This window comes from Proteus sp. fly-1008, from assembly GCF_040140305.1.
Lineage (GTDB): Bacteria > Pseudomonadota > Gammaproteobacteria > Enterobacterales > Enterobacteriaceae > Proteus > Proteus vulgaris_B.
Genome location: NZ_JBEEWH010000008.1, coordinates 93,964 through 109,455 on the forward strand (window position 1 = coordinate 93,964; position 15,492 = coordinate 109,455).

Consider the following 15,492-nt stretch of genomic DNA (forward strand, 5'->3'; position numbering starts at 1 on the left):
CCATGAAGATCGGTATAATTGATGTCACAATCACCATGTCTTATGGCGGGATCCAAACAGCGGTTTGGGAACTGGCTAAGCAATTGCATGATGCTGGACATGAAGTTCATCTTTATGGTGGCAATGGCGATATTCGACACAATCTGGCAGGACGCCAAATACAGGTTCACACTTATCCTTATACCCCCAGAGATAAAGTGATTGATCTCGGTGGGCGCTTTCGTCGTATTGTTGAACGTTATACTTTTGCACGACATGCTAAAAAAGAGGTTATCAGCCAACATTTTGATTGGGTAATTTTAACGAAGCCTTTTGATTTTTTTTGGCCCTCTATGATGCCTAAATCATCCTCAACTCGTTTTTGTTATATGAGTGGGGGAACTAGTTTTTTTAAAGGCGATCGCAGATTAGGTAAAAAGATTTCAGCATGGGTTGCGTGTAGTCACTTTAATGCTTGGCAAATCCAGCATCATTTTAAGCAATTTCCAAACGTGATTTATAATGGTGTGGATATTGAAAAGTTTAAGCCTATGACTACGTCATTGCGTGAGCAATTAGGGATTAATGCGTCTACTTTTTTACTCTCATTTGCAGGACGGCTAGTAGGTTGGAAAGGCTTGAGTGTCGCAATTGATGCCATCGAGCAATTAAAAGGTGAAGATGTTAAACTTCTGATTATCGGTGCTGGTGATGATCTTGAGCGATTAAAAAAGAAAGCAATTTCTAAAGGTGTTGCAGAGCAAGTTATTTTTCATCAACCTGTTGAACATAACGTATTACCTGAATTTTATGCATCAAGTGACGCAGGTATTTTCCCGAGTACAGGAGATGAAGCCTTCGGTATTACGATTGCAGAAGCGATGGCGTGTGCAAAACCTGTCATTGCAAGCCATATCGGGGGTATTCCTGAAGTGGTGGGTAATGAAGGCACCGCTGGGCTTCTTGTCGCACCAGGTAGTGCAGATGAAATTGTGATAGCGATTAATCATCTTCGTGCATTACCGGATAGAGGTAAAAGCATGGGGGAGCAAGCTCGTCTACGCATTGAATCACGTTATACTTGGCAACACTCTGCGCAACGTTTATTACGGGCACTGGCGTCATAATTATGAAAATTGCCTATCTTGATCCTTACCCGGTTCCTGACTTACGTGTGGCTTCATTGCAAATACTGCAAAATGTCGATGCTTTTGCCAGAGCGGGTGCACATGTCACTTTAGTGACACCTAAAGGACAATATCGAGATAGTGATATATTAGGACGTGCTATTCATCCTAATGCGAGTTTAGTTTCTTTAAGAGATATTCGCCGTAAATGGTATTTTCCGTTTAATTCACAAAAACTTTTCTCATTACAGATTACTCGCTGGGTAAAGCAAAATAACGTTGATGCGTTGTTTACCCGTAATTTAAAACTAGCTTGTTATCTCTGTGAAAATTACCCAAACATTCCTCTCTTTTTTGAAAGCCATGAAATCTTTGCTCAATCTTTTGCAGAGTCTCATTCTTTTGAGAAAAAAAAGAATCGAGCCAAATATCATAAGCTATTAAAAATGGAAAAGTTGGTTTATAGCCAAGCTACGGGTGTTTTTGTTCTTACTTCATTATTAAGAGATGATATTGTTTCGCAGTATCAAGTTACTACACCAATAACAGTGGTTCCTGATGGTGTGGATTTACATGCTGTGGCAGATCATCAGATAGTACCTCCTAAATTAAATCAACCCATTACTGAAGTGCTTTATTTGGGAAGTTTGCATAAATGGAAAGGTATTCCAACCATGATGCGAGCAATGAAATACCTTGATAACGCACGGTTGAATATCGCAGGAGGAACGCCGGAGCAGATTGGGGGATTAACCTTATTAGCTCAAGAAATGGATGTCAAAGATAAAGTGAATTTCTTGGGGTTTATTGATCCGAAAAAACGCTTTGAAGCGATTGCTATGCATGATATCTGTGTACTCCCGCTGACATTAACGAGCATTGGAAGTCGTTATACTTCACCACTTAAGTTATTTGAATATATGGCTATGGAAAAACCGGTAGTCATTTCAGATTTTCCTTCAATTCGTGATGTTGTGGATGAGAAAGCAGTGAGTTTTGCCGATAGTGGTGATGCACAAAGTTTTGCAAAACAGATAATACAACTAAGAGAAAACCCGCAGAGAGCTAAAGAAAAAACAACTCATGCCCGCTCTCTGGTTGAAAACTATTACAACTGGGATAAGCGGGCAGAGACTATTCTAAAAACAATAGAGAAGTTAATTAAGTAATCTATTGTTGTTTATCTGATGGCGTGACTAATTGATTATTGAGTAAAGCATGACGCAATGCCAACATTAATCCCACCAAAATACCCACTTGATTAATATAGGCATTTTCAAATAATCCTCGTAGTACATATACCCCTAAAAATGACATCAATAACACTAAAGCTGCTTGGCGAATAATTCCTGAGTTCTTTCTTATTAGTTGGATACCTTGAGCAATTACTGAAGAGCAAAAATAGAGAATACCAAATAACCCTAAAATACCGCCAGCAAACCAAAAAGCGAGAAAGATATTATGGGGGCCTACGGATTTTTTAAATATCCATTCAGGATGCTCTTTAACATGCTCATTATAGATATTATGGTAAAGCTGATTACCGTAGCCATAACCTTTTATCGGTTGTTTAAAGATAAGATCTAATGCAGAGCCTTGGGTGCCGTTATTAAATCGATTTCCACTATTTGTTTGTGTTAATTTAAAGTAGAGTTTTTCACTAAAAAAATGATTCTTAGGTATTTTCATTATGCTTATGAATAAGATAATGCATAAGAAAAAAACGATTGCTAGTAACAATTTTTGTTTATTAATAATTAAAATTAATAATACGCTGATTATTAATGCTACCCATGCACCACGAGCTAACGTCCCTAACATTATAAGAATAAAAGATAAACTAATAATAATTAATAATAGCCAATTGATAATAGAATTTCTTTTTTTTATTGACCATAACGCTAATCCAATAGGAAAAAAGAAAAGAAGGGCATAGGATATTTCTCTATGTTGGTTATGACTTTTATTACTAAATAAAAAGATACCTCTCTGATACTCCAAATAATACTGCACTAATTCTTTAGCCATAATCACCAATAATCCAATCGCAAAAGCCACCATAACCATCTTGGCAATATCAGCAGGTTTTTCTTTATATAATACAATCGGAAAGGTCACAGCAAACAGCAATAATCCATTGAGTATGGGCTTATTTATCTCTTTTATACTGATACTAGGCTCGACAGAAATTAGAATCGAATAGCCAATCGCGAGCAATAAAAACAGGAGTGAAAAAGCGAGATTATTTTTAAATATCTTACAGATAGTCTTAAAGTCACGTACCAGATACCACAGTGCTGTTGCACCAATCAACCCCATCACAATATTTTTATAACGGGTGATATCTGGTAAGTAGATCAATATAATGTAAAGCCCAATAATGGATAAATTCCACAGGGATTTTTTACTACAATCTTTAAACACCATCATAATAATCTGCTATTGTCCTTTATGCTTTTAGGGAAGCTGATCATACAATAAAAATGATGTTATCGCTGTATCTCTTATCTGATAATTATGGAGTCACCAGTGCCTGAATTGCCAGAAGTCGAAACCAGTCGCCGAGGCATTGAACCTCATCTTGTAGGTAATGTGTTGCACTATGCCATTGTGCGTAATAGTAAATTACGTTGGCCCGTTTCTGAAAAAATAAAAACCTTACTCGATGAGCCTATTTTAAGTGTTAAGCGACGAGCTAAATATCTACTCATAGAACTGAATACTGGATGGATTATTATCCATTTGGGGATGTCAGGGAGTGTGCGTATTTTATTAGAGGAACAGCCTGAAGAAAAACATGATCATATCGATTTGATTTTTCGTGATGGCAAAGTATTGCGTTATACCGATCCTCGACGCTTTGGTGCATGGTTATGGTGTGAAGATTTAACAACCAGTGCAGTATTAGCCCATTTAGGGCCTGAACCCCTTTCTGATGAATTTAATGCACAATATCTATATCAACAGTCAAAAAATAAAAAAACAGCCATTAAACCATGGTTAATGGATAATAAATTAGTTGTGGGTGTCGGCAATATTTATGCTAACGAGGCACTATTTTCATCAGGCATTATGCCAGATAGAAAAGCCAATAATTTAACGTTAGAAGAGTGTGTGGTACTAGTGACTGCGATAAAACGCGTATTAACACGCTCTATCGAACAAGGTGGGACAACACTAAAAGACTTTTTACAATCAGATGGTAAACCTGGTTATTTTGCACAAGAGCTATTTGTTTATGGGCGTAAAGATAAACCTTGTTTAATTTGTGGACATACAATTGAAAGCATTAAGCAAGGGCAACGTAGCACCTTTTTCTGCCGACATTGCCAACATGGTGAAAATGAGAGTTAAATTTTACCGAGTTTTTTTAGCATGGCGGTGGTGACTACTTCAGGTAAAAACGTAGAGACATCACCGTCATGGCGCGCCACATCTTTAATTAAAGATGAAGAGACAAAAGAAAGATTTTGAGAGGGTAGTAAAAATACGCTATCAAGATCAGGTGCAAAATGGCGGTTCATATTGGCCAGCTGCCATTCATATTCAAAGTCAGAAACGCTACGTACACCACGAATTAAAATAGTCGCTTGTTGTTGTTTGGCAAAATTAGCCATTAGTTCACTAAACCCAACCACTTCAACATTAGGTAAATGACTCGTTACCTGTTTGGCTAGATCAACACGTTCTTCGAGGGTAAACATCGGATTTTTACGGGCGCTATCAGCAATGGCTAATAAAACCGTATCAAACATACCCGCAGCACGGGTTAAAATATCAATATGGCCATAAGTGATTGGATCGAATGTTCCGGGGTAGATAGCTTTATTTTTCATTATTGATAGTCTTCTGGCTGAGTTCCCATAAAGAGGCGTATTTATTAAAGGTATACTGTGCGTTAACAAATGCCAATATCAAACCCTGTTTTCCATCTAAAAACCCCATTCTTAACAACCACGTCTTAAAAAAAGCTCCTAATGTATGACTTAAAATTGAGCTGAAACTGGCTTTTTTACCTTGTTGGTGACGCTCTTTTGCCCATTCGGTGGCATATTTTAGCTGTTTTTGCTGAAACTCCATGAGATCACGGCAAGTAAGATGTAAGAGGTCACCTTGTAAGGATTTAACGGTTGCACCTTGGGTTTCTAATGATTCATGAACTAAATTATCGTTATATTGATAACGTTCACGAGCATATAAACGTGTCACTTTATCGGGATACCAACCACTGTGCTTCATAAAACGCCCCATAAATAAATTACGGCGAGCACAGTGATAAACCACATTTTCTTCAGGTTGTTGCAATATTGCGAGGATACTGGTTTTTAGCTCAGGAGTGACACGTTCGTCACTATCGATCATAAAAATATAATCACCAGTGGCATATTGTTGTGCTAATTGGCGCTGTTTACCAAAACCTGGCCACTCACTGTTTACAAAGACTTTTGCCCCTTTTTCTGTTGCAATACGGCAGGTATCATCTTGACTCCCCGAATCTAACACAATGATTTCATCCGCCCATTGTACAGAGTCTAAGCATTCACCAATGACATCAGCGACATTTTTACTGATCATCACCACAGAAAGGCGCTTACTCTGGCTCATTAGTGACTCCGGGGAGGAAGATAGGGGGAAAGTAAGGTGAGTAAACGCAGTAATGCCCCTTGATTTTCATGAAGTACTTCAACCGCATGACGACCATAATAACGACGATAGTCTTCATCATTAAGCAGTGAGGCGATCGCTGTTGCCATTGATTGACTGTCCGTGACAGTGATTAACCCTTCAGCTTGATCAAGCTTGGCACAGATATTTTTAAAATTAAAAGTATGAGGCCCCATAATTACAGGGATAGCGTGAGCGGCTGCTTCTAACGGGTTATGACCACCTCGCTCGACTAAACTCCCTCCCACAAAAGCTAAATCAGCAATACCATAGAGCAACATCAGTTCGCCCATAGTATCGCCAATAACCACTTGAGTTTGTGCATCGGGAACAGCATCAGTGCTACGTAATGTGTACTTTAATCCTGCTTCGCGGGTTAATTGCTCAGCTTTAGGAAAACGTTCAGGATGTCGAGGCACTAAAATTAACAAAAGTTGTGGAAATTGTGTCAGAAGCTTTTTATGTGTCTCTAAAATAATGGTCTCTTCACCTTCATGCGTGCTCGTTGCTATCCAAACAGGGCGGTGAGCTGCCCATTGGCGACGTAAAGCAACAGCTCTGGCAGCTAATTCAGGGGTAACAGAAATATCAAATTTCAGGCTGCCTGTTACATGCAAATGTGAGCGTTTAAGGCCTAATTCGATAAAACGCTCGCCATCTTCTTGGTTTTGAGCCGCGATTAAGGTGATCTTTTGGAGCATCGTTTTGACAAAATTACCTAATTTTTGATAACCAGCGGCAGAGCGTTCTGATAAACGTGCATTAGCAATAATCAACGGGATCTTTCGTTGATGCAGTTTTGAAATTAGGTTAGGCCACAATTCTGTTTCCATAATGATAACCAATTTCGGATCGACCGTTTTAAGAAAACGATTAACTGAACCTGGTAAATCATAAGGAAGATAGACATGGTAAACATCATCACCAAACGCAGAACGTACACGTTCTGAACCTGTTGGAGTCATGGTAGTGACTGTTATAGGTAAATCAGGATAGTGATGGCGAAGGGCGCGAACAAGTGGCACTGCGGCGAGAGTCTCACCCACAGATACAGAATGCAATAATATCCCTTGAGGCACGACTTTGCCTTTGCAAAAGCCATAGCGCTCTCCCCACCGTTTTCGGTAGGCGGGTGCTTTACGGCTACGTAATAAAAGACGTAACCAAATCAGAGGTTGAATAAGGTAAAGAAGTACCTGATATAAACGCAACAACATGCTATCAAATTCACTTATCTGGACGAACGCTTATAGTATCACACTGTGCAGTAGAAAGTGTGTAAAAACAAACGTTGTGGCGATAAACAACACGGTATAATGCTTTTTTATTAATTTTAACAGGCTTTATTCAGGAAACTTGATAGAATTTTTTTTATAATCAAATCACATTGCTAGTTATTCAAGTACATTTGGAATGTTATGAGTGAAAAAATGAAGTTAATACAACGGGTTCTTATTATTAAGTTACGACATCATGGTGATACTTTATTGATTACCCCTGTTATTAATACATTAAAAGCTAACTTTCCAAATGCTGAAGTGGATGTTTTAATCAATAAAGAAACCATGCCAATGATTGAGAGTTTTTCCTCCATTCACCATATCTTTGCACTAGATAAAGCATGGAAAAATGAAGGGAAGCTGGCAAGGTTACGTCATGAGTGGCAATTGTTCACTGAATTAAGAAAGAGACACTATGATGTTGTTATAAACTTAGCCGATCAATGGAATAGTGCATTAATAACGCGTTTTACGGGGGCTAAAATTCGTGTCGGATATGATATTTATAAACGTCAAAGCCCTTTTTGGAAAAAATGCTTTACTCATTTGATCCCTTTAGACTCTGTTTATACTCAACATATTGTGGAGCAAAATTTAGCGCTCTTGCAACCATTACAGCTACCTAAAATAGATAATCAAGTATCAATGGCATACAGTGAACAAGATAAACAGTGCGTTATTGATAAGCTAAAATCTCAAGGTGTATTCACATCTTATATTGTTATCCAACCGACATCTCGTTGGTTTTTTAAATGTTGGGATGAAAATAAGTGGTCTGAATTAATCGATGCCTTACAGCATGATGGACACCAAATTATTTTAACATCAGGGCCTGATGTTCGTGAAAAAGAGATGGTAGAGACCATTATTAAAGGGTGTACTTCAAACAGTGTGGTTTCATTATCAGGACAACTCTCTTTACCTCAACTTGCTGCGTTAATTGATCATGCTCGTTTATTTATTGGGGTTGATTCTGTTCCCATGCATATGGCGGCAGCACTTAAAACGCCTCTTATTGCACTCTTTGGGCCATCAAAATTATTTCATTGGTCGCCATGGGAACATATTGGCGAAGTGTTATGGGCAGGCAATTATGGTGAACTCCCTGATCCTGATGATGTCAATACCAACACACAAACGCGTTATCTCAGTTTAATACCTGTCGAAGATGTACTGAATGCCGTAAGGGGACAACTAAAATGAATTCATTCCGATTGGCTATAGTGCGTCAAAAATACCGACCTGATGGGGGAGCAGAACGATTTGTTTCTCGAGCGCTTGAGGCATTAGATAATCAAGCTGTAGAACTTAATGTGATCACGCGTTCATGGATTGGTGCAGTACAACCTCAGTGGCATATTCATATTGTCAACCCAATAAAATGGGGGCGAATTAGCCGTGAAAAAGGCTTTGCTCAAGCAGCAAGACAATGTTGGCAAAAAGAAAAGTTCGATTTAGTTCAAAGTCATGAACGTATTGCAGGATGCGATATTTATCGTGCAGGAGACGGTGTTCATCACCGATGGTTATTACAACGTTCACGCGTTTTAAGCCCATTACGTAGTCAATTATTGCTTAATAGTTGTTATCACCGCTATGTAATGAAAGCTGAAAAAGAGATGTATCATTCACCAGAACTAAAACGCGTTATCTGTAATTCAGAAATGGTAAAGCGTGAAGTGATGGAAGATTTTGGTATTGAAAGTGAGCGCATTAGCGTAATTTATAATGCGATTGATAATCAGCGATTTTTCCCTGCGACTGCGCTTTATCGCGAACAATTACGCCAGCAATACCATATTCCTGTTGAAGCAAAATGTTTTATTTATGTGGGCTCTGGATTTGAGCGCAAAGGCTTAAAAGCGGCCATAGAAGCAATTAGTTGTACAAGTGCACATTTGATTGTAGTTGGACAAGATAAAGAGCAGAAAAAATATCAGCAATTTGCTCATCAATTAAAAAGTCATGATCGCGTTCATTTTCTAGGTGTGCAAAAAGACACCTTACCTTTATATCAAATGGCAGATGGTTTATTGTTACCCACTTTATATGATCCTTTTCCTAATGTTGTTTTAGAGGCAATGGCATGTGGTTTACCCGTGATCACTAGTTATACTTGTGGTGGCTCTGAATTTATTGAGCAAGGTGTTAATGGTTTTGTCACTGATGCGCTAGATATTTCGGCAATGGTAAGTGCAATAAAAACAATTTCTGCCGATAATCTTGATAATAGAATGTCTAAAGCTGCCCGAAACAAGATATTGCCTTATACGCCAGAGCATTTATCTCAACAACTGATTGGGCTTTACCAAAAGGTTCTTAGTTTATGAAGGAACATATCCTTTTTATTATTGATGGATTACCGGGTGGTGGTGCTGAAAATGTCACTATCAGGCTCTGTCATGGTTTAAGCCAGCGTGGTTATACCGTTACGTTACTCTCTTTAGCTGAAAAGTGTGATTATTCGATCCCTGCTAATATTGAGTTATTGATTGATGCAGACAGTTACCGTGGATTATTTCATCGACAAACAGAACTGAAACGTCGAGCAAAGTCGATGGATAATACGTTGAAATCACTATTTGCACGTAAAGGTATTCCATCGCTTGTTGTTTCAAATTTGCATAAGACAGATAGAATAGTCGCTTTATCTAAAGAGCTGGCAGATAAAAATACATGGTATTGCATTCATGGCATATTTTCCCAATCTTATTTAGGTAATAAAACAGGTTTTTCTCGTTGGTTAAAACAAAAAAAGATCCAAAAAGTATATCAAGGAAAAAATATTATTACGGTTTCCAATGCGGCTGGGCAGGATTTGATCGAAAATGTGGGAGTATCACCACAACAATTAAAAACAATTTATAATCCGTTTGATATTCAAGAAATTAGAAATTTAGCGTTAGAAAGTAATTCTTATCAAGGGCAAGATTATTTACTACATATTGGTCGTTTTCATGAAGTTAAACGGCATGACAGATTATTAGAAGCATTTGCGTTAGCGGATTTGCCTTGTAAATTATTTATTGCAGGACAAGGCTCTTCTGAAGTGACAACTAAAATTAAAAATAAAATAGCAGAGCTTAATTTAGAAAATAAAGTAAGTTTAATTGGTTTTTTAGCAAATCCATTTGCTGTTATTAATGATGCAAAAGCGGTTATTTTAAGCTCTGATAGCGAAGGTTTAGGCAATGTGTTGGTTGAATCTTTGATTTGTAATACACCGATTGCGAGTACCAATTGTCCCGGTGGTATTGGTGAGATTATGGAAGGTGAGCTTGCTAATTATAAAGCAGATCTAAATGTAACATCGTTAGCAGAAAAGATGCGATTGGTTTATTTTACCCCACCTAAAATCACACCTGAGATGTACCAAAAATTTGATATTAATGAAGTGATTGATCAGTATATTTCACTCATTAAACAATAAAATTGCTAAATTTATTTCTCAAGAAGGCGTAAGGTATTTCAATGACTAAACCAGCATTTATTATCACATTAGATACCGAAGGTGATAATCTTTGGGAAAATGAAGGTGAGATCACCACACAAAATACGCATTTTCTTCCTCGTTTTCAGCAACTTTGTGAACGTTTTCATTTTAAACCTGTTTGGTTAACAAACTATGAAATGGTAATGGATGAGGCGTATATTGAGTTTGCTCGTGATGTTATTGCCCGTAATACGGGTGAAATTGGTATGCACTTACATGCTTGGAATAGCCCACCATTAACACCTTTAACTGATGATGATTTACGCTATCAGCCTTATTTAATTGAATACCCCAAAGCGCAAATGCGAGATAAAATCGCATTAATGACTGATTTGCTTGAAGATAAACTACAAACAAAAATGTTAAGTCATCGCGCGGGGCGTTGGGCATTTAATGAGGTTTATGCACAACTCTTGGTTGAATTTGGTTATCAAGTCGATTGCTCTGTCACGCCTAAAGTAGATTGGCGTTTTACAAAAGGCGATCCAGCACAAGAGGGTGGAACAAATTATACCCATTTTCCAAGCCATGCTTATTTTATGGATCTAGAAGATATTACCAAGTCGGGTAATTCATCATTGCTAGAAGTGCCAATGAGTATTCAATATAAGCATTCGCCTTTAATGAATAAAGTTAAGCAAGGCTACGATAAGTTAAGAGGTAAGCAACGAGCGCCTTCAGTAAATTGGCTTCGTCCTAAAGGCGGAAATGCCCAACAGATGATTGATGTTGCTGAAAAATCGTTGGCTCAAGGCCACTCTCATATTGAGTTTATGTTGCATTCATCTGAATTTATGCCGGGTGGTAGCCCTACATTCCGTACTGAAAAAGATATTGAAGGGTTATATCACGATTTAGAAACGTTATTTAGTTTCTTGTCAGACAAAGTGCAGGGAATGACGTTGGCTGAGTACTATCAAAGTAAGATGCAGGCAAAATAAGATGAAGTTAAAGAAATTAAAATGGGTACATAACTTCCTAAATATTTATAACCCACTTTTAGGAAAGATGAAAAAAACAGATACGTTTTCATCTGATATTCAATTTAATAGTATTCTTATTTTTTCTACGACAGCGCTGGGGGATTTTATGTTTAATACTCCCGCGATAAGAGCTATTCGTGCACATTATCCTGATGCACATATCACATTGGTTTCCAGCGAAAAAAATAGATTATTAGTTGAAAACTATGACCAAATAGACAGTGTGGTTTATTGGGATAATAAAATTAGAAATCTACTCCCTATTGCATTACAGGCAAAAAAATATAAACCTGAATTAGCGGTTATTCTCCATTCTCATCTTCCTTATGATGTGTTATTTGCTGTTATGGCGGGTTGTCAGTATATTTTACGTAATACTTTTCATGTTATTCCTAAATGGTTTCAGAAATGGATTATTGCTGAATATCAGCCAGGAGTGGGGCATATAATTCAAACAAAACTTAATCTTATTCATCATTTAGGGATCGATAGTACTGATACAAGAATGGAACTTCCGTGTGAAATAGAACAATTAGCCAAAAGTGAAGGGAATATTGTTGGTTTTCAGATGGGGGCATCAACGCAAGAACGTAGATGGCCTGTTAAAAACTTTGCCGAATTAGCGCAGAAGCTTATTAATAGTAAACCATCAGTACAAATTAAATTAATAGGATCTCCTCGAGAATTAGAATTGCCCGAGGAGTTTTTTGCATTACTGCCAGAAAAATACCATCACAATATTGAAAATCTAGTAGGCAAGACTTCATTACCTGATTTGCTCAGCCAGATAAAAATAATGGATGTATTAGTTACTGGTGATACTGGACCTCTACATTTAGCAATAGCGTTGCAAATACCTACAGTTAGTCTATTTGTAACTGCTGATCCAAAATGGACGGGACCTTATCAAGATCCTGATTTGCATAAAGTGATTAAAAAGGATGGAATATCTATAGATGGTACTATCAAAACGATGAGTGATATTACTGTTGATGAAGTATTTGATAGCACCATAAACCATATTAAAATTAATTAATTTTTATTTTATATAAAAGGTATTTCTTTTTAAAACTAGTTCTAATATTAAAATCAAATAGAAAATTTAATGTTTTTATTTTTTCTATTTGATTTTTTAATCTATTGGAATTACTTAACTGAGTATTGTATTTCAATAGATGTTCAATAGCATGGCAACTAATTAAATTATAAAAGTTATTAGGAAAAACTTGATACATTTTCAATATGACCTCAGTCATTAGGTCTATCTTTTTAGTATTAATACTATTAGATAAACTATTATCATCTTTAATGTAATTATAAAACTTCTCTTCTAAATACACAATGCTATTACTTTTGTTTAGTATATCTGGAAAAGCGAAAGCATCCTCATAACAATAGACTTCTGGATAATCAATTGATTTTAAAATTTCACTTTTAAAAAATTTACCACATAAATGAGCTTGATATTTTTTATGAATTAAAAAATCAGTGATTGCTTGATTTCTATTTAGAAAGAAGGGTGCTCCAAGTGTGGTTTTAATTATTTCATCGTCTTTTTTAAATACTTCGTTTAATCCTGTAATGATGATATCAGGCTGTTTATCTAAAATTGGAGTTAATTTGGAAAAATCAACAGTAGCAATAAAATCATCACCATCAATAAAAGTAATATAATCACCAGTACATTGGGTGATTGCATATTTTCTTGCCTTACCTAAATTACAAAAAGTCGTTCTAATATATTTAAAAGAAGGATTTTTTCTTTCAAAACTTTTAAGTATTTCAGGCGTATTATCTGTTGAGTTATCATCAATCATTAATATCTCATATTCGGAATTAGGATAAAATTCTAATGACGCTTCAATACTTTCTAAACACCTAGAGATAACATGTTCTAAATCTTTAATATTGACAATGATCGATAATTTTTTCATTTAATTAAACCAAGTAGCTTATATTTTAAGTTAACAGAGTGAATATTTGTTGTGCACTTATCTCCCCAATATCCCCGCCTTCTGCTTTTATAGCCGTTTGGGCTTTACCATAACCGCCGATTAAACCGGGATCGGTGGGGCCAAATAGGGTGATATTGGGTTTATCTAATGCGGCCGTTAAATGGCTTAATCCGGTATCGACAGACACCACACTTTTAGCACCAGCAATAACCTGAGCCACTTGGGCTAGCGACATTTTTGGCAGCACATCAACGTAGTCAAAATCTTTTGCTAGGCGAATGGCTCGTTGGTGTTCATGCTCTGCACCCCAAGGCAATTTAATGCGTACTCCAGAATCTGCGAGTAAGGCGATTAATTCTCTCCAATGGGATTCTGGCCAATGTTTCTCATCACGCGTAGTTGCATGCAAGAATACCAAATAAGGGCGTTCATCAAAGGATGGAAGTGAGAGAAAATGCTGTGCAATCCCATAATCACCCTGAGATTGTGGGATCGGATAATTTAAGCTTAGTGCAAATAGCTGGCGAATTCGCTCAACGGCATGCATTTTTTTACTGACGTCATGGCGAACGTTGTAAAAAAAGCTAGCTAATGGCTCACGGGCACATTGGCGGGAATAACCATGTTTTATTCCTTTGGCGTATCGAGTCACTAAGAATGCACTTTTCAGTAATCCTTGTGCATCAATAACGGCATCATAATGATGAGCTTGAATAGTGCGACGAAATTGTGCGCGCTCTGCGCGAATAGGCGCACTAAACCAGTTTTTTCGCCAACGGCGTATCGCCACAGGAATAACCGTATCAACGGCTTGGTGCCAGCTAGGGATCTGTGCAAAACCTTCTTCGACTACCCAATCAAAACGAATATCAGGATAAACATTTATTGCATCAGTTAATGCAGGCAACGTATGTAAAACATCCCCCATAGAAGAGGTTTTAACGATTAATACCCGCTTCACGCTGATGGCTCCGTTGACAGTAAATTTTCAAGCTCTGCAAAGACTTTTTCTGGCTGAATATCAATTAAGCTTTGGTGATAGCCTTGTTCTGCATCCCCTTTACGTACTTTGTGATAACCAGTAATTAAACGGATCACGCGCGCTTTATGTGATAACGGTGGCGTAAAGTCAGGGCTACTTGGGCCATAAAGTGCTACTAACGGACGTTCTAACGCAGCAGCAATGTGCATTAAACCAGAGTCATTACTGATGATTGCTTTACAAGAGGCAATTAAATTAACCGCCTGCTCAAGACTGGTTTCGCCAGCAAGATTAAAACATGCTTCACGTGCTTCTGACGTTAAGGTTTGTTTTATTTCTTCGCCTGCTTCTTTATCTTTTTGAGAACCAAATAAGAAGATTTGATAACCTTGCTCAATGAGTTTCTGTGCTAAAGCTGCGTAATGGTAATGAGGCCAACGTTTAGCAGGGCCAAATTCAGCGCCTGGGCAAAAACCAATAGCAGGACGCTGAGTAGATAATGAAAATTGATGCAATGTGGTAGAGACATCACTCTCGGCTACTGATAACTTAGGCCAAAGCAGAGGTTGAGGTAAATCAGCCGCTTTTTGGACTTTTTGCTTGTCATAAGCTAGCGCAACGTAGCGTTCAACCATTAAAGGAAATGCGTCTTTATCTAAAGGTCGTAAATCATTTAATAGCCCATAACGCATTTCCCCACGCCATCCAGTGCGTTTAGGAATATCTGCAAAGAAAGGGACTAATGCAGACTTAAACGAGTTGGGTAATACATAAGCGTGAGTATAACCATTCTCTCTTAATTGTTTTCCTAAACGACGACGTTCACCAATGGCTAAAGCACCGTGCCCTAATGGCATTGGGATTGCATTATCAACTTCTGGCATTTTTTCGAGTAATGGACGACACCATGCAGGTGCCATTACATCAATGGTTGCCGCCGGATGTAATGCTTTCAATGTACGATAAAGACTTTGGGACATCATCATATCCCCGACCCATGACGGCCCTACCACAAAGATTTTCATAAA

At 37.6% G+C, this 15,492-nt stretch carries 15 protein-coding genes; 8 read left to right on the forward strand and 7 right to left on the reverse strand.

Features of this window, described 5'->3' with window-relative positions:
* The first annotated feature begins 2 nt into the window (after positions 1–2).
* Entirely contained in the window at positions 3–1,106 is a 1,104-nt protein-coding gene (locus ABN256_RS13820; RefSeq protein ID WP_349439586.1) for a glycosyltransferase family 4 protein, read from the forward strand.
* Entirely contained in the window at positions 1,106–2,275 is a 1,170-nt protein-coding gene (locus ABN256_RS13825; protein ID WP_196554678.1) for a glycosyltransferase family 4 protein, read from the forward strand. The genes ABN256_RS13820 and ABN256_RS13825 overlap by 1 nt, the downstream gene beginning before the upstream one ends.
* A 1-nt stretch (position 2,276) precedes the next feature.
* On the opposite strand, the gene rfaL is transcribed toward ABN256_RS13825, so the two are convergent.
* Positions 2,277–3,536, reverse strand: a complete 1,260-nt coding sequence (gene rfaL / locus ABN256_RS13830) for an O-antigen ligase RfaL (protein ID WP_349439587.1) — start codon at positions 3,534–3,536, stop codon at positions 2,277–2,279.
* A 99-nt stretch (positions 3,537–3,635) separates the two neighbouring features.
* On the opposite strand from rfaL, the gene mutM reads away from it, so the two are divergent.
* Entirely contained in the window at positions 3,636–4,460 is an 825-nt protein-coding gene (mutM, locus tag ABN256_RS13835) for a bifunctional DNA-formamidopyrimidine glycosylase/DNA-(apurinic or apyrimidinic site) lyase (RefSeq protein ID WP_349439589.1), read from the forward strand.
* On the opposite strand, the gene coaD is transcribed toward mutM, so the two are convergent.
* Genes coaD through waaA form a run of 3 tightly spaced genes read right to left on the reverse strand, consistent with a single transcriptional unit; the run spans position 4,457 to position 6,988 of the window.
* A complete protein-coding gene (gene coaD / locus ABN256_RS13840; RefSeq protein ID WP_115351308.1) occupies positions 4,457–4,942 on the reverse strand; it encodes a pantetheine-phosphate adenylyltransferase in 486 nt (161 codons plus the stop codon). The genes mutM and coaD overlap by 4 nt on opposite strands.
* Positions 4,932–5,711, reverse strand: a complete 780-nt coding sequence (locus ABN256_RS13845; protein WP_349439590.1) for a glycosyltransferase family 2 protein — start codon at positions 5,709–5,711, stop codon at positions 4,932–4,934. Before ABN256_RS13845 ends, coaD begins: the two co-directional genes overlap by 11 nt.
* Positions 5,711–6,988: a lipid IV(A) 3-deoxy-D-manno-octulosonic acid transferase gene (gene waaA / locus ABN256_RS13850; RefSeq protein ID WP_072070455.1), complete on the reverse strand. Its 1,278-nt coding sequence runs from the start codon at positions 6,986–6,988 to the stop codon at positions 5,711–5,713. Before waaA ends, ABN256_RS13845 begins: the two co-directional genes overlap by 1 nt.
* A 201-nt stretch (positions 6,989–7,189) precedes the next feature.
* On the opposite strand from waaA, the gene rfaQ reads away from it, so the two are divergent.
* The 5 genes from rfaQ to ABN256_RS13875 are packed head-to-tail and all read left to right on the forward strand — an operon-like array spanning position 7,190 to position 12,563.
* Complete coding sequence (gene rfaQ / locus ABN256_RS13855) at positions 7,190–8,254, forward strand: putative lipopolysaccharide heptosyltransferase III (protein WP_197269706.1); 1,065 nt, start codon at positions 7,190–7,192, stop codon at positions 8,252–8,254.
* Entirely contained in the window at positions 8,251–9,381 is a 1,131-nt protein-coding gene (locus tag ABN256_RS13860) for a glycosyltransferase family 4 protein (protein WP_197269705.1), read from the forward strand. The genes rfaQ and ABN256_RS13860 overlap by 4 nt, the downstream gene beginning before the upstream one ends.
* Positions 9,378–10,481, forward strand: a complete 1,104-nt coding sequence (locus ABN256_RS13865; RefSeq protein WP_349439592.1) for a glycosyltransferase — start codon at positions 9,378–9,380, stop codon at positions 10,479–10,481. The genes ABN256_RS13860 and ABN256_RS13865 overlap by 4 nt, the downstream gene beginning before the upstream one ends.
* Positions 10,482–10,522: 41 nt before the next feature.
* Complete coding sequence (locus tag ABN256_RS13870) at positions 10,523–11,485, forward strand: polysaccharide deacetylase family protein (RefSeq protein ID WP_349439593.1); 963 nt, start codon at positions 10,523–10,525, stop codon at positions 11,483–11,485.
* A gap of 1 nt (position 11,486) precedes the next feature.
* Positions 11,487–12,563, forward strand: coding sequence for a glycosyltransferase family 9 protein (locus ABN256_RS13875; RefSeq protein ID WP_349439594.1), 1,077 nt, complete (start codon positions 11,487–11,489; stop codon positions 12,561–12,563).
* On the opposite strand, the gene ABN256_RS13880 is transcribed toward ABN256_RS13875, so the two are convergent.
* The 3 genes from ABN256_RS13880 to rfaF are packed head-to-tail and all read right to left on the reverse strand — an operon-like array spanning position 12,556 to position 15,489.
* Positions 12,556–13,461, reverse strand: coding sequence for a glycosyltransferase family 2 protein (locus tag ABN256_RS13880; protein WP_349439595.1), 906 nt, complete (start codon positions 13,459–13,461; stop codon positions 12,556–12,558). The genes ABN256_RS13875 and ABN256_RS13880 overlap by 8 nt on opposite strands.
* Positions 13,462–13,486: 25 nt before the next feature.
* Complete coding sequence (gene rfaC, locus ABN256_RS13885; RefSeq protein ID WP_349439596.1) at positions 13,487–14,443, reverse strand: lipopolysaccharide heptosyltransferase RfaC; 957 nt, start codon at positions 14,441–14,443, stop codon at positions 13,487–13,489.
* On the reverse strand, positions 14,440–15,489 hold the full coding sequence (gene rfaF, locus ABN256_RS13890; protein WP_349439597.1) for an ADP-heptose--LPS heptosyltransferase RfaF: 1,050 nt from the start codon (positions 15,487–15,489) through the stop codon (positions 14,440–14,442). Before rfaF ends, rfaC begins: the two co-directional genes overlap by 4 nt.
* Positions 15,490–15,492: the final 3 nt, after the last annotated feature.

What these genes read in the sequence shown, in the direction of transcription:
- ABN256_RS13820 (WP_349439586.1), top strand. Translation starts at nt 3, where the DNA reads ATGAAGATCGGTATAATTGATGTCACAATCACCATGTCTTATGGCGGG.
- rfaL (WP_349439587.1), bottom strand. Translation starts at nt 3,536, where the DNA reads ATGATGGTGTTTAAAGATTGTAGTAAAAAATCCCTGTGGAATTTATCC.
- coaD (WP_115351308.1), bottom strand. Translation starts at nt 4,942, where the DNA reads ATGAAAAATAAAGCTATCTACCCCGGAACATTCGATCCAATCACTTAT.
- ABN256_RS13845 (WP_349439590.1), bottom strand. Translation starts at nt 5,711, where the DNA reads ATGAGCCAGAGTAAGCGCCTTTCTGTGGTGATGATCAGTAAAAATGTC.
- waaA (WP_072070455.1), bottom strand. Translation starts at nt 6,988, where the DNA reads ATGTTGTTGCGTTTATATCAGGTACTTCTTTACCTTATTCAACCTCTG.
- rfaQ (WP_197269706.1), top strand. Translation starts at nt 7,190, where the DNA reads ATGAGTGAAAAAATGAAGTTAATACAACGGGTTCTTATTATTAAGTTA.
- ABN256_RS13860 (WP_197269705.1), top strand. Translation starts at nt 8,251, where the DNA reads ATGAATTCATTCCGATTGGCTATAGTGCGTCAAAAATACCGACCTGAT.
- ABN256_RS13865 (WP_349439592.1), top strand. Translation starts at nt 9,378, where the DNA reads ATGAAGGAACATATCCTTTTTATTATTGATGGATTACCGGGTGGTGGT.
- ABN256_RS13870 (WP_349439593.1), top strand. Translation starts at nt 10,523, where the DNA reads ATGACTAAACCAGCATTTATTATCACATTAGATACCGAAGGTGATAAT.
- ABN256_RS13875 (WP_349439594.1), top strand. Translation starts at nt 11,487, where the DNA reads ATGAAGTTAAAGAAATTAAAATGGGTACATAACTTCCTAAATATTTAT.
- ABN256_RS13880 (WP_349439595.1), bottom strand. Translation starts at nt 13,461, where the DNA reads ATGAAAAAATTATCGATCATTGTCAATATTAAAGATTTAGAACATGTT.
- rfaF (WP_349439597.1), bottom strand. Translation starts at nt 15,489, where the DNA reads ATGAAAATCTTTGTGGTAGGGCCGTCATGGGTCGGGGATATGATGATG.